This is a genomic window from Xanthomonas sp. F1, from assembly GCF_014199855.1.
In genome coordinates this window covers 1-13500 of sequence record NZ_JACHOK010000015.1, presented here as the reverse complement: position 1 = coordinate 13500, position 13500 = coordinate 1, and the positions used below count along the sequence as shown (strand labels likewise).

Genomic DNA, 13500 nt, shown 5'->3' with positions numbered 1-13500 from the left:
CATGCGCCTTCGCAGTGACAGCCTCGAGCCGGGTCAGCCCATCGCCGCGACCTACGCGATGGGCCGGGCCGACGGCTTCGGCGGCAACCGCAATCCCCACCTGGCCTGGGATGCGGTACCGGCCGGCACCCGATCCTTCGTGCTGCTGTGCGTCGATCCGGACGTGCCGACCGTAGCCGAGATGGTCGGCCGCGACGACGTGCAGATCCCGGTCGAACAACCGCGCACCGAGTTCGTGCATTGGGTGGCGGTGGATCTGCCGGCCGACCTGCGCGAGATCGCCGAAGGCAGTGCCAGCGACGGCGTCGTGGCCAAGGGCAAGCAGCAACCGCCCGGCCTGCCGGGCGCGCGGCAGGGATTGAACAGCTACACCGACTGGTTCGCCGGCGACGCGGCGATGGGCGGCGACTACTACGGCTACGACGGCCCGTATCCGCCGGCCAACGACCTGCGCGTGCACCGCTACTTCTTCCGCCTGTTCGCCCTGGACGTGGCGCAGTTGGACGTGCCGGCACGCTTCACTGCCGCCGATGCACTGCGCGCGATGCAGGGCCATGTGCTGGCCGAAGCCAGCCTGCACGGCACCTACAGCCTCAATCCAGCGGCGAAGTAAACCGTAAAGCCCCTCTTCCCTCGGGAGAGGGGTTGGGGTGAGGGTCGGGGCGCGAAGCGCCTCGCCGATCTGTCATTGCGAGGCTTCGCCCGGACCCTCATCCGCCCCTGCGGGGCACCTTCTCCCGAGGGGAGAAGGGAGAAGCCGTAGCCCCTCTCCCCTCGGGAGAGGGGTTGGGGTGAGGGTCCGGGGCGCGCAGCGCCTCGCTGACTTAACCCCTCACGCCGCCGGCAACCACAGCAGCAACGCCGTGCCCAGCACGATGCGGTACACCGCGAAGGCAGTGAAGCGGTGCGACTTGATGTAGCCCAGCAACCACTTCACCACCACGAAGCCGGTGACCATCGAAGCGACGAAGGCCAGTGCCACGTCACCCCAGTTCTCGCTGCCCAGGCCGCCGTCCTTGTACAGCTCCAGGAACGAGTACGCGCTGGCCGCGAACATGGTCGGGATGCCGACCAGGAAGGCGAACTCGGCCGCGGCCGAGCGCTTGCTCAGGCCCAGCAGCATCGCCAGGAAGATCGTCGCCGCCGACCGCGAGGTGCCGGGGAACACGCCGGCCACCACCTGCGCCAGGCCGACCGCGATGGCCACCGTCCAGGTCACCGTCTCGCGTTCCGGCAGGCGCGCGGCGAAGTACTCGGCCACCAGCATCCAGACGCCGCCGATCACCAGCGCCCAGGCCACCGGCTCCACGCTGTCCGGCAACTGCCAGCCGGCCTTGCGCACCACCAGGCCGACCACTGCGGTGACCAGGAAGGCGGCGCCCAGCTTGAAGGCGTAGTCGCGATTGGCCCGGTCGCCCAGGCCGGTGGCCAGATCCCACAGGCGCTGCCGGAACACCAGGGTGGTGGCCAGGATCGCGCCGGCCTGGATCACGATGTTGAAGAAGTCCGAACGGTGGCCGAGCCAGCGCTCGGCGATCAACAGGTGCCCGGTGCTGGAGATGGGCAGGAATTCGGTCAGGCCTTCGATGATGCCCAGCAGCAGGGCCGACAACAGATCGCTCATGGAGGAGAGGGTCGCTTTGGGGGAGGGAAGCTGCGCAAGGATAGAGCATCCGCTTCGCGCACAAATTTGGTGCGTTCATTTACGAATGCACCACTTAAGTGCAGTGCATTTGCATCGTTCGCGTGCACGCTTCAGCAGAATCAAGGACTTGTGAGTGCCACACGCTTGGCATGGCGATTGCTGATACTCGCCCACGCCCTTCACAACCCGAGGTTGCATCGAATGTCTGCGGAAACTATTGAGAAGCTGGTCAAGGACAACAAGATCGAGTTCGTCGACCTGCGCTTCGTCGACATGCGCGGCGTGCAGCAGCACGTCACCTTCCCGGTCAGCATCATCGAGCCGGCGCTGTTCGAGGAAGGCAAGATGTTCGATGGCAGCTCGATCGCCGGCTGGAAGGGCATCAACGAGTCGGACATGGTCCTGCTGCCCGACGCCGACACCGCCTTCGTCGATCCGTTCATGGCCGATCCGACCCTGGTGCTGACCTGCGACATCCTCGACCCGGCCACCATGCAGAGCTACGGCCGCGACCCGCGCGGTGTGGCCAAGCGCGCCGAGGCCTACCTGAAGTCCAGCGGCATCGCCGACCAGGCGTTCTTCGGCCCGGAGCCGGAATTCTTCATCTTCGACGGCGTGCGCTTCGGCAACGAGATGGGCCACACCTTCTTCAAGATCGATTCGGAAGAAGCGGCCTGGAGCAGCGGCAGCAAGATCGAAGGCGGCAACAGCGGCTACCGTCCGGCGGTCAAGGGCGGCTACTTCCCGGTGCCGCCGACCGACTCGCTGCAGGACCTGCGCGCCGAGATGTGCAAGACCCTGGAGCAGGTCGGCATCGAAGTCGAAGTGCACCACCACGAAGTGGCCACCGCCGGCCAGTGCGAGATCGGCACCAAGTTCAACTCGCTGGTGAAGAAGGCCGACGAGCTGATGATGATGAAGTACATCATCAAGAACGTCGCCTACCGCAACGGCAAGACCGCGACCTTCATGCCCAAGCCGATCGTCGGCGACAACGGCTCGGGCATGCACGTGCACCAGTCGCTGGCCAAGGGCGGCACCAACCTGTTCTCCGGCGACGGCTACGGCGGCCTGTCGCAGATGGCGCTGTGGTACATCGGCGGCATCTTCAAGCACGCCAAGGCGATCAACGCCTTCACCAACTCCGGCACCAACAGCTACAAGCGCCTGGTCCCGGGCTTCGAGGCGCCGGTGATGCTGGCCTACTCGGCGCGCAACCGTTCGGCCTCGTGCCGCATTCCGTGGGTGTCCAACCCGAAGGCGCGCCGCATCGAGATCCGCTTCCCGGATCCGCTGCAGTCCGGCTACCTGACCTTCGCCGCGCTGATGATGGCCGGCCTGGACGGCATCAAGAACCAGATCGACCCGGGCGCGCCCAGCGACAAGGATCTGTACGACCTGCCGCCGGAAGAGGAGAAGCAGATCCCGCAGGTGTGCTCCAGCCTCGACCAGGCGCTGGAAGCGCTGGACGCCGACCGCGAGTTCCTCAAGGCCGGCGGCGTGTTCACCGACGACTTCATCGACGGCTACATCGCGCTGAAGATGCAGGAAGTGACCAAGTTCCGCGCGGCCACGCACCCGCTGGAATACCAGCTGTACTACGCCAACTGAGTTCCACGCGCGGCGATGGCGAAGGCTTCCCCTCCCTCCTTCGCCATCGCCGCCACCTGCCCGGCTGGGGAGCCGCGCAGGTGGTCCGCGCCGGACATCGCGTCATCGCTTGTCCAGGGGATGTACCGCGCAACAGAGCGCTTGCGTGCCGTGGGCCACGTTCCCTCCCACGTCGCCGTCGCCGCCGCACCTTGCGTGCGGTGGGCCACGGCGTGATCCACGGAACGCATCGCGCAGCAGTAACCGCGCCGTTCGCGGCGCGGTCGATGGGCCCAGTGCCGGTCGGCCTTCGGCGGCCGGTTCCTTCCACCAACGGGGTATGCGCATGAAACTGATCACCGCCATCATCCGGCCATTCAAGCTCGACGAGGTCCGCGAGGCCTTGTCGCAGGCTGGGGTGTCCGGCATCACCGTCACCGAGGTCAAGGGCTTCGGTCGGCAGAAGGGTCACACCGAGTTGTATCGCGGTGCCGAATACGTCGTCGACTTCCTGCCCAAGATCAAGATCGAGACCGTGGTGACCGACGAGCGTCTGGACGCCGTGGTCGAGGCGATCCAGGGCGCGGCCGGCACCGGCAAGATCGGCGACGGCAAGATCTTCGTCACCGCGATCGAACAGGTCATCCGCATCCGTACCGGCGAAATCGGCGCCGATGCGCTCTAACCCCACCTTGGAGCCCTTCATGAAGACAGGTCTGTTCGCCGGGTGGAAGGCCCGGTTCTATGCGGTATGCATGCTGATGCTGGTCAGCGCGATGGCGGTCGGCGTGCCCGGCAACGCCTTCGCCCAGGCCGAAGTCACCCCGGCGCCGACGCCGGATGTGGTCACCGAACAACTGACGCCGCCGCCCGCGCCGGCCGCCGCGCCCGCCGCGGCCACGCCCGCACCGGTGGTGGACAAGGGCGACGTCGCCTGGATGCTCACCTCCACGCTGCTGGTGCTGCTGATGGTGGTGCCCGGCCTGGCGCTGTTCTACGGCGGCATGGTCCGCGCCAAGAACGTGCTGTCGGTGCTGATCCAGGTCGGCGTGGTGTTCTCGCTGATCGCCGTGCTGTGGGTGGTGTACGGCTACAGCCTGGCCTTCGCCGACGGCGGCCCGTTCATCGGCACGCTGCACAAGGCGCTGCTGGCCGGTGTCGACACCACCACGCTGGCCGACACCTTCTCCAAGGGCTTCAAGCTGCCGGAGTACGTGTTCGTCGCCTTCCAGCTGACCTTCGCCGGCATCACCGGCGCGCTGATCGTCGGCGCCTTCGCCGAGCGGGTGAAGTTCGCCGCGGTGCTGCTGTTCGTGGTCATCTGGTTCACCTTCGGCTACCTGCCGCTGGCGCACATGGTGTGGTCGGCCCCGGGCTTCCTGTTCGGCAAGGGCGCGCTGGACTTCGCCGGCGGCACCGTGGTCCACATCAACGCCGGCGTGGCCGGTCTGGTCGGTTCCTACTTCGTCGGCAAGCGCCTGGGCTTTGGCCACACCGCGCTGAAGCCGCACAACGTGACCCTGACCTTCGTCGGCGCCTCGCTGCTGTGGGTGGGCTGGTTCGGCTTCAACGCCGGCTCGGCGCTGGAAGCCAACGCCACCGCGGCGCTGGCCTTCCTCAACACCTTGCTCGCCACCGCCGCGGCGGTGCTGGCGTGGTCGCTGACGGAGAAGGTGATCAAGGGCAAGTCCTCGGCGCTGGGCGTGGCCTCGGGCATGGTCGCCGGCCTGGTCGGCATCACCCCCGCCGCCGGTACCGTGGGGCCGTTCGGTGCCATCGCCATCGGCGTGGCCGCCGGCGTGATCTGCGTGTGGGGCGTGACCGGGCTGAAGAAGCTGCTCAATGCCGACGACACCCTGGACGTGTTCGGCGTGCACGGTGTCGGCGGCATCGTCGGTGCGATCCTCACCGGCGTGTTCACCGACAAGGCGCTGGGCGGCATGGGCTACGCCGAGGGCGTGACCATGGGTCACCAGGTGCTGGTGCAGGCCGAAGGCGTGCTGATCACCGTCGGCTGGATCGGCGTGGTCTCGGTGGTCGGCTTCCTGATCGCCAAGCTGGTGATCGGCCTGCGCGTGCCGGAAGACGCCGAGCGCGAGGGCCTGGACATCACCTCGCATGGCGAATCGGCCTACGAGTCCTGAGGTTCGCCGGCCCGCGACGGCGGTCGCGGGCCTTGTCGCAGGACGTGTGGCCGACGCTGGTTGCCGGCCCACGCACCCGCGGCCTTCGCCGGCGCTTCCTGGGGGGAAGCGCCGGCCATTCTCAAAAGATCGAGGTATTCCGCGTGGCCATTCGCCTCGCCACACCCCCGGCTTTCCGCAAGATTCCTGGCTGCGTCGCGATGCAAGGCCCGGCGGCAGCGTCCACCGGTCCGCAGGCGGCCGCACGCCGCGCCGTCCGCAAGGGCAGGGGCCGCGCCATGCGCCGCTCGCCCGTGCCGCCTGCCGGGCTTTGCACTACATTGGTGCAATGGCCATGAACACCACGCCCCCTCCTCTTTCTGCGCTCGGCACCCCGGTGGTCTGGGCCGATGGCGACGGCCGCCTGCGCGGCGCCAACCCCGCCTTCGCGCGCTGGCTCGGGGTCAGCGTGCGGCGCCTGCTCGACCAACCGCTGGCCTCGCTGGAAGTGCAGGGCGATGCGCTGGCGCGGTTTCTGCGTAACGACGAGCGCGACGTGCTGCGCCTGCACCGCATGGCCCTGGCCGTGCCCGGCGAGCCGCCGCGCTTCGCCGAGGGCTGGCTGTCGCGGCTGGACGACGGCGGCTGGCTGCTGGAAGCGCACCCGGTCGACGAATTCCCCACGCCGGACCCGGCGCAGGCCCTGCCGAACGCGCTGAGCGCGGCGCTCAAGGGCCTGGCCCACGAACTGCGCAATCCGCTGGCCGGACTCAAGGGTGCGGCGCAGCTGCTGGCGCGCCGCGCCCAGCACCGCGACGAGGACGAGCGCGAACTGATCGAGCTGATCGGCGCGGAGATCGAGCGCCTCAACAGCCTGCTCGACCAGTTGCTGTCGCCGGCGCCAGCGCGCCCGCACGCCATGCTCAACATCCACGCGGTGCTGGAGCGGGTGCTGCGCCTGGCCGAGAACGAAGGCGGCTGGTCGGTGCGCCTGCAGCGCGACTACGACCCCAGCATTCCCGAGTTCCTCGGCGATGCCGACCGTCTCACCCAGGCGGTGTGGAACCTGGTGCGCAACGCGATCCAGGCCGGCGCCGCACAAGTCACCCTGCGCACCCGCGTCGAGCACGGCCAGCGCATCCGCGACCACGTGCACGCGCGCGGCCTGCGCCTGGAGATCGTCGACGACGGCCGCGGCGTGCCCGAGGAACTGGCCGAGCACCTGTTCCTGCCGCTGGTCAGCGGCCGCGCCGAAGGCAGCGGCCTGGGCCTGGCGCTGGCCCAGCAGGTGGCGCGCGAGCATGCCGGCTCGCTGACCTACCGCTCCCGCCCCGGCCACACCGTGTTCACCCTGCTGCTGCCGCAGCGCGCAGCGGATACCGATTAGGAGCACTGCGATGACCGACTCTTTGCAAGGAACGCAACGCATCTGGGTGGTCGACGACGACCGCTCGGTGCGCTTCGTGCTGTCCACCGCACTGCGCGACGCCGGCTACAGCGTCGATGGCTTCGACAGCGCCGCCGCCGCGCTGCAGGCGCTGGCGCAGCGGCCCATGCCCGACCTGCTGTTCACCGACGTGCGCATGCCTGGCGACGACGGACTGGTGCTGCTGGACAAGCTCAAGGCCGCGCATCCGCAACTGCCGGTGATCGTGATGTCCGCCTACACCGACGTGGCCAGCACCGCTGGCGCGTTCCGCGGCGGCGCCCACGAGTTCCTGTCCAAGCCATTCGACCTGGACGACGCCGTGGCGCTGGCCGCGCGCGCGCTGCCCGATGCCGGCAGCGCCATCGCCGCGGCCCCGGCGGCGGCGCCGGCCGGGCAGGGCAGCACCGAACTGATCGGCGACACCCCGGCGATGCGCGCGCTGTTCCGCGCCATCGGCCGGCTGGCGCAGGCGCCGCTGTCGGTGCTGATCAACGGCGAGACCGGCACCGGCAAGGAACTGGTCGCGCACGCCCTGCACACCGAGTCGCCGCGCGCGCGCAAGCCGTTCGTGGCGCTCAACACCGCCGCGATCCCGGCCGAACTGCTGGAGAGCGAACTGTTCGGCCACGAGGCCGGCGCCTTCACCGGCGCGCAGCGCCGCCACATCGGCCGTTTCGAGCAGGCCGACGGCGGCACCCTGTTCCTCGACGAGATCGGCGACATGCCGCTGCCGCTGCAGACCCGGCTGCTGCGCGTGCTGGCCGAGAACGAGTTCTTCCGCGTCGGCGGACGCGAACTGATCCGGGTCGACGTGCGGGTGATCGCCGCCACCCACCAGGACCTGGAAGCGCTGGTCGAACAGGGTCGCTTCCGCGCCGACCTGCTGCACCGCCTGGACGTGGTGCGGCTGCAGCTGCCGCCGCTGCGCGAACGCCGTGCCGACGTGCCGCAACTGGCCGAGAACTTCCTGGCGATGGCCGCGCGCAAGCTCGACACGCCGCCCAAGCGGCTGGCGCCGGCGGCGCTGGACGCGCTGCGCGCCTATCCGTGGCCGGGCAACGTGCGCGAGCTGGAGAACGTGTGCTGGCGCCTGGCCGCGCTGGCGCCGGCGGAGATCATCGATGCCGGCGACGTCGAAGCCGCGCTGTTGCGTGGCGGTCGCCGCGAGCGCAGCGGCGACGGCGGCGAGTGGGACACGCAGCTGTCGGCCTGGGCGCAGCAGCGCCTGTCCGACGGCGCCGAGGGCCTGCATGCCGAGGCCCGCGAACGCTTCGACAAGGCGCTGCTGGAAGTGGCGCTGCGCTTCACCCAGGGTCGCCGCGCCGAGGCCGCCGCACGCCTGGGCGTGGGCCGCAATACCGTCACTCGCAAGCTGGGGCCTGGGCGACGCAGGCGCTGAGTAGAGAGCCGGGACCCGGGACCCGGGACCCGGGGCCCGGGGCCCGGAACAGCGCGGACTCAGGGGGCTGACAGAGGTGCGACATGCGCTTGCTGGACTCGGGACGGCAATTTCCCGTTCGCGCACGTTTACAAGCCAGGGGATTCGCTGTGGCATTGCCTCATGCGCCGCTGCGCTGCCGCGTCGCTACGCTTTCCGGGTCCCGGGTCCCGGGTCCCGACCGCCAACCGCCACTGCACACCAAGCCCCGCCTCCGGCCAGCTAGACTGCGCCCCGTGCGCCTTCATGGGGTCTGCACGGCTGCCCCTCTAGTTTCGCCCTGCCACAGGAGTCGATGTCGATGCGTTATGGATTGCCCTTCGCCGCGAGCGCCTTGTTGATGCTGGCCGCGTGCAGCAGCGCGCCGCCCAAGGCCCCACCGCCGCCACCGCCCAAGGCGCCGCCGCTGGCCAGCGCCGGTACGGTGCAGCAGGCACAGGCGGTGCTGGCGCCGGCCTCCGGCAGCCTGGTCAGCGGCAAGCTCTCGCTGGTTCCCGCCCCCGGCGGCGTGCGCATCACCGGCACCCTCGGCGGTCTGCAGCCCAACCGCAGCTTCGCCTTCCACGTGCACGAGCGCGGCGACTGCAGCGCGGCCGACGCCAGCAGCGCCGGCGGCCACTTCAATCCGCTTGGCGCGCCGCACGGCCGTGCCGGCAACGGTCCGCACCACGCCGGCGACATGGACAATCTCAATGCCAACGCCGACGGCACCGCGCAGATCGACGTGCTGCTGCATGGCGTGGTGCTCGGCGGCGGCGCGGCCAACGACATCGTCGGCCGCGCCCTGGTCGCGCATGCCGATCCGGACGACTACCGCAGCCAGCCGGCCGGCAATGCCGGCGCGCGTGTGGCCTGCGGCGTGATCCGCCCGCTGCGCTGACCTCGCATCGCTACTTCCGCCCGGGTCCGCCTGGGAGGTCCGTCCGCATTCCGCGGCTCTGCAACGAAGGAGAACCCCCGTGCGTCGTACCCTTCCCAGTCTGCTGTTCCTGGCCACCACCCTGGCGCTGAGCGCCTGCAAGCGCGAAGAACCCGCCGCCACGCCGGCGGCGACTCCCGAACCCGCCGCCGCGCCGGCCGCGAGCGCACCGCCGGCCGCGACCAACGCCAGCGGCAGCGCCAGCGCCGCGCTCAGCCCGACCCAGGGCAACGAAGTGGCCGGCGAGGTCAAGTTCACCACCGTCGACGGCGCCGTACACGTCACCGGCACCATCACCGGGCTCAAGCCCAACAGCGAGCACGGCTTCCACATCCACGAGTTCGGCGATTGCAGCGCGCCCGATGGCAGCAGCGCCGGCGGCCACTTCAACCCGGCCAAGACCGAGCACGGCCAGGTCGGCAGCGATCCGCACCACGGCGGCGACATGCCCAACCTCAAGGCCGACGCCGAGGGCAAGGCGACCATCGATGCGGCGGTGTCCAACAACGTCAACATCGGCAAGGGCGACGGCTTCGACATCCTCAACCACGCGGTGATCGTCCACGCCGACCCGGACGACTACAAGAGCCAGCCCACCGGCAACGCCGGCGGCCGCCTGGCCTGCGGCGTGATCAAGGGCGACGCGGCGGCGGCGTCAGCCCAGTAAGCGCACGCTGGATGACGTTCTCGATGGCGGCGTCCACTTGTGGGGGCCGCCATCGCCTGCCTGCTTCGGCGTGTGCCCCCAGAAGTGGACGAACTTCAGGTGTTCGCCCGCCTGTTGGCGTGCGCACAGCGCGCCCACGGTCAACACGTCGTGCATGAGATGGCCTCGCTACGAATGATTTGAAGCGCTTGCGTACCGCCGCAACGCCAGGGATGTTGGCCAGTACTGAGCCGGTATCCGGCCGCATGCCGCGGCGCTGGACCGGGATTGCAGTGTCGAGGTAACGCATAGACGCGCGGCGGAATATCCGCGCTTGCTTCGGCGTGATGCACCCGGGTTGCCGTAAGAATGCGGCTCAGGCCGCCAACAATGCCTGCCTGGCGTCGTGGCCGCTCTCGCAATGCACATACAGCACCGGCAGACCATGGGCCTCGAGCACCGCGGCCAATTGCCGCTGGCGTGCCAGGTACTGCTCGTAGACCCGCTGCAGGCGCTCGCAGTCCTGGCGGTCGTAGGCGTAGTGCGCGCACCAGCTGGCCGGGTCGAACAGGGCCATGCGTACTTCGCCGCCGCGGTAGCGCAGCAGCGGCTCCGGCGGGGCCTGCAGCCATTCTTCCTGGTCTGGCGCCAGCAGCGCGGTCTCGATCAGCGGCCACAGCGGCGCCAGGCCCTGGTTGTCGTACTGCATCGACATCATCGCTGCCAGGTCGTTGCCGGTCAGGTAGCGGGCGTGCTCGACCTGCGCGCCGAAGCCCTGCTGCGCCAGCAGCGCGGTGTCGGCCTGGGCCATGCCCTGCGCCAGCAGCACCTCCTCCAGCGCCGCGGCCACCGCTTGCACGGTGTCGGCCGGGCCGCTCAGCAGGAACGGCACCACCCGCAATGCGCCGCCACGCAGGCCGGGGTCGGCCTGGAACGGCAGCGGCACGCTGCCGTCGGCATCGGTGCCGAAGGCCAGCAGCCGTGGGCCGTCGTGACGGCCGGGCGCGCGGGCGGCGAGTTCCTCCAGGCGCCGGTGCAGCGGCCAGCCCGGGCGCAGCGCTTCGGCCGGGTCGAAATGCGCGCCCGCCAGGCTCAGCTCCAGGTCGCGCACCGCCGGCACCAACTGCGCCAGGTCGCGGCCGACCTTCTCGGCCAGCTCGGCGGCCTGCACGTGCGGCAGCGCCGGATGCGCCGGTTCGCGCCCGGAGGACAGTTCCAGGGCGATCACCCCGTGGGTGTGGCTGTTGGCGAAGGCTTCGGTCATGGGGATTGGCGGTTGGCCCGTCGCGGGCGCATAGCTACACTCGCTTCATTATGCCTGCGCTAACGTGCAGGCCATGTCCCCGACTCCCCTCGCGCGAGGTAATCCCATGCCAGCAGCCCGTCCCGTCGCCATTCTCGGCGGCGTCCGCATTCCGTTTTGCCGGCAGAACACGGCGTACGCGGATGTCGGGAACCTCGGCATGTCGGTGCGCACGCTGGGCGCGCTGGTCGAGCGTTACGGGCTGCACGGGCAGCAGCTGGGCGAAGTGGCGATGGGCGCGGTGATCAAGCATTCCAGCGACTGGAACCTGGGCCGCGAGGCCGCGCTGTCCTCCGGGTTGTCGCCGCTGACCCCGGGCATCACCCTGCAGCGCGCCTGCGGCACCAGCCTGGACAGCCTCATCACCGTGGCCAACAAGATCGCGCTGGGGCAGATCGAGTCGGGCATCGGCGGCGGTTCGGATACCACCTCTGAGGTGCCGATCGTCTACGGCAAGAAGCTGCGCGCGCGGCTGCTGGCGGCCAACCGTGCCAAGAGCACCGGCGACAAGCTGCGTGCGCTGACCCGCGGCTTCAAGTTCGCCGAGCTCAAGCCCGAGTTCCCGGGCGTGGCCGAGCCGCGCACCGGCAAGAGCATGGGCGACCACTGCGAGGACATGGCCAAGCAGTGGAACATCTCGCGCGATTCGCAGGACGCCTGGGCGGTGTCCTCGCACCACAAGCTGGCCGCCGCCTACGAGCGCGGCTTCTTCGCCGACCTGATCGCGCCGTTCCGCGGCGTGGAGCGCGACAACATCCTGCGCGCGGACACCTCGCTGGAGAAGCTGGCCACGCTGAAGCCGGCGTTCGACAAGGTCAGCGGCCGCGGCACCCTGACCGCGGCCAATTCGACCCCGCTGACCGATGGCGCCGCCGCGGTGCTGCTGGCCTCGGAGGAGTGGGCGCAGGCGCACGGCCACGTGCCGATGGCCTATCTGCGTGATGCGCAGGTGTCGGCGGTGGATTTCGTGCACGGCGAAGGCCTGTTGATGGCGCCGACCGTGGCCGTGCCGGAGATGCTCAAGCGCCATGGCCTGCGCCTGCAGGACTTCGACATCTACGAGATCCATGAGGCCTTCGCCGCGCAGGTGCTGTGCACCCTGCGCGCCTGGGAGAGCGAGGACTACTGCCGCACCCGGCTCGGCCTGGATGCGCCGCTGGGGCAGATCGATCCGGCCAAGATCAATCCGGTGGGTTCGTCGCTGGCGACCGGCCACCCGTTCGCCGCGACCGGCGCGCGCATCGTCGCCACCGTCGCCAAGCAACTGGTCGAACGCGGCGGCGGCCGCGCGCTGATCTCGATCTGTACCGCCGGCGGCATGGGCGTGGTGGCGATCGTCGAACGCTGATCCGGGTCCGCGCGTGCCTGCACGCGTGTTCGCACCCCTCCAGGGAAGCGTCTCGGCGCTTTCCAACGCTAGCGCCGCCGGCGCTTACCGCGCTGCATCCGCCGCGCTACCATGCCCGCCGATTCGCCCGCACCACGCGGGCGCTACGGCGCGCAGGGGGCGCAGGCCATGACCGAGCAAGGCAGTTTCAATCCATATCAGGCGCCCAGCGTCGCCAGTCCGTCCAGCCTGCCGCCGCCGTTGCCGGGCGAGACATTGTGGCGCGATGGCACGGATTTGCTGTGCCTGCGCGATGCGCCATTCCCGCCGCACTGCGTGAAGTGCGGGGCGGCGCTGCGCAACGACGAACTCAAGAAGCGCACCTTCTACTGGCACGCGCCGGGCTGGTACGCGCTGATCCTGGTCAGCATCCTGGTCTATGCGATCGCGGCGCTGGTCGCGCGCAAGCGCAGCAGCCACGTGCTGGGGATGTGCGCGGAGCATCGGCGCCGGCGCAACCGGTACATCCTGTTGAGCGCCGGTGCCTTTCTGGTCGGTCCGCTGCTGGGATTCGCCGTTGGCGGCGAGAGCGGGTTCTGGCTGGGAGGCGCCGTGTTCCTGGTCATGCTGATCTGGGGCATGTTCGGCGCGCGCATCCTGGTGCCGCGGCGCATGGACGAGCGCTATGCGCGCTACAAGGGCCTGGCGCCCGCGTTCCTGGCGCGCCTGCCGGCGCTGCCGCCGGCTTTGCGGCGCTGACCGGACGGACGCGGCCGGCCTACCTCGGATTCGATGACCGACGCGCGGCTGGCCTGGACACAGGACGCGCCCCATGCGTTCTGCCGTGCTCCTGGGGTGTTCGCTGATCGGCCCAGGAGCGATGCGCGTGCGCTGCCGCGTCCGGACGCATCCATGACGCGCTTTTGCCGCGGTCAGCGCGCGCGGCCTTGTAGGCTCGGGCATCTCCAACAACATCGGGACGTATCCTGTAGGAGTCAACTGTCATGCACCCGCGATGGCTGGAGGAGCGTACGGGGCTTGATCGCGTGCGATGGCATTGAGCCAGCGCAGGAACTTGTG

At 69.8% G+C, this 13500-nt stretch carries 12 protein-coding genes; 10 read left to right on the top strand and 2 right to left on the bottom strand.

Features of this window, described 5'->3' with window-relative positions; genetic code table 11:
- The first annotated feature begins 1 nt into the window (after position 1).
- Entirely contained in the window at positions 2-613 is a 612-nt protein-coding gene (locus GGR71_RS20310; RefSeq protein ID WP_160962501.1) for a YbhB/YbcL family Raf kinase inhibitor-like protein, read from the top strand.
- Between the two features lie 219 nt (positions 614-832).
- Here the strand turns inward: GGR71_RS20310 and GGR71_RS20305 are convergent, their stop codons facing one another.
- Positions 833-1624, bottom strand: coding sequence for an undecaprenyl-diphosphate phosphatase (locus tag GGR71_RS20305; protein WP_048491647.1), 792 nt, complete (start codon positions 1622-1624; stop codon positions 833-835).
- Positions 1625-1846: 222 nt separating this feature from the next.
- Between GGR71_RS20305 and glnA the strand changes: the two genes are divergently transcribed.
- The 7 genes from glnA (at position 1847) to GGR71_RS20270 (ending at position 9811) form a co-directional block, all read left to right on the top strand.
- A complete protein-coding gene (glnA, locus tag GGR71_RS20300) occupies positions 1847-3256 on the top strand; it encodes a type I glutamate--ammonia ligase (RefSeq protein ID WP_017908900.1) in 1410 nt (469 codons plus the stop codon).
- Positions 3257-3581: 325 nt separating this feature from the next.
- The gene (locus GGR71_RS20295; protein WP_160962503.1) at positions 3582-3920 is read left to right on the top strand and encodes a P-II family nitrogen regulator; all 339 of its coding nucleotides are present in this window, start codon (positions 3582-3584) and stop codon (positions 3918-3920) included.
- 19 nt (positions 3921-3939) lie between these two features.
- A complete protein-coding gene (gene amt, locus GGR71_RS20290) occupies positions 3940-5379 on the top strand; it encodes an ammonium transporter (RefSeq protein WP_160962505.1) in 1440 nt (479 codons plus the stop codon).
- A 328-nt stretch (positions 5380-5707) separates the two neighbouring features.
- A complete protein-coding gene (locus GGR71_RS20285) occupies positions 5708-6745 on the top strand; it encodes a two-component system sensor histidine kinase NtrB (protein WP_184452272.1) in 1038 nt (345 codons plus the stop codon).
- Between the two features lie 10 nt (positions 6746-6755).
- Entirely contained in the window at positions 6756-8186 is a 1431-nt protein-coding gene (ntrC, locus tag GGR71_RS20280; protein ID WP_160962509.1) for a nitrogen regulation protein NR(I), read from the top strand.
- A gap of 340 nt (positions 8187-8526) precedes the next feature.
- Entirely contained in the window at positions 8527-9105 is a 579-nt protein-coding gene (locus GGR71_RS20275; protein ID WP_160962511.1) for a superoxide dismutase family protein, read from the top strand.
- Between the two features lie 79 nt (positions 9106-9184).
- The gene (locus tag GGR71_RS20270; RefSeq protein WP_160962513.1) at positions 9185-9811 is read left to right on the top strand and encodes a superoxide dismutase family protein; all 627 of its coding nucleotides are present in this window, start codon (positions 9185-9187) and stop codon (positions 9809-9811) included.
- A 355-nt stretch (positions 9812-10166) separates the two neighbouring features.
- Here GGR71_RS20270 and GGR71_RS20265 read toward each other — a convergent pair whose 3' ends face one another.
- Complete coding sequence (locus GGR71_RS20265) at positions 10167-11054, bottom strand: hypothetical protein (RefSeq protein ID WP_160962515.1); 888 nt, start codon at positions 11052-11054, stop codon at positions 10167-10169.
- A 106-nt stretch (positions 11055-11160) separates the two neighbouring features.
- On the opposite strand from GGR71_RS20265, the gene GGR71_RS20260 reads away from it, so the two are divergent.
- Both GGR71_RS20260 and GGR71_RS20255 read left to right on the top strand, forming a co-directional pair.
- A complete protein-coding gene (locus tag GGR71_RS20260; protein WP_160962517.1) occupies positions 11161-12441 on the top strand; it encodes an acetyl-CoA C-acetyltransferase in 1281 nt (426 codons plus the stop codon).
- Between the two features lie 111 nt (positions 12442-12552).
- Complete coding sequence (locus tag GGR71_RS20255) at positions 12553-13179, top strand: hypothetical protein (RefSeq protein ID WP_237474509.1); 627 nt, start codon at positions 12553-12555, stop codon at positions 13177-13179.
- Positions 13180-13500 lie beyond the last annotated feature (321 nt).

What these genes read in the sequence shown, in the direction of transcription:
- GGR71_RS20310 (WP_160962501.1), top strand. Translation starts at nt 2, where the DNA reads ATGCGCCTTCGCAGTGACAGCCTCGAGCCGGGTCAGCCCATCGCCGCG.
- GGR71_RS20305 (WP_048491647.1), bottom strand. Translation starts at nt 1,624, where the DNA reads ATGAGCGATCTGTTGTCGGCCCTGCTGCTGGGCATCATCGAAGGCCTG.
- glnA (WP_017908900.1), top strand. Translation starts at nt 1,847, where the DNA reads ATGTCTGCGGAAACTATTGAGAAGCTGGTCAAGGACAACAAGATCGAG.
- GGR71_RS20295 (WP_160962503.1), top strand. Translation starts at nt 3,582, where the DNA reads ATGAAACTGATCACCGCCATCATCCGGCCATTCAAGCTCGACGAGGTC.
- amt (WP_160962505.1), top strand. Translation starts at nt 3,940, where the DNA reads ATGAAGACAGGTCTGTTCGCCGGGTGGAAGGCCCGGTTCTATGCGGTA.
- GGR71_RS20285 (WP_184452272.1), top strand. Translation starts at nt 5,708, where the DNA reads ATGGCCATGAACACCACGCCCCCTCCTCTTTCTGCGCTCGGCACCCCG.
- ntrC (WP_160962509.1), top strand. Translation starts at nt 6,756, where the DNA reads ATGACCGACTCTTTGCAAGGAACGCAACGCATCTGGGTGGTCGACGAC.
- GGR71_RS20275 (WP_160962511.1), top strand. Translation starts at nt 8,527, where the DNA reads ATGCGTTATGGATTGCCCTTCGCCGCGAGCGCCTTGTTGATGCTGGCC.
- GGR71_RS20265 (WP_160962515.1), bottom strand. Translation starts at nt 11,054, where the DNA reads ATGACCGAAGCCTTCGCCAACAGCCACACCCACGGGGTGATCGCCCTG.
- GGR71_RS20260 (WP_160962517.1), top strand. Translation starts at nt 11,161, where the DNA reads ATGCCAGCAGCCCGTCCCGTCGCCATTCTCGGCGGCGTCCGCATTCCG.
- GGR71_RS20255 (WP_237474509.1), top strand. Translation starts at nt 12,553, where the DNA reads ATGCCCGCCGATTCGCCCGCACCACGCGGGCGCTACGGCGCGCAGGGG.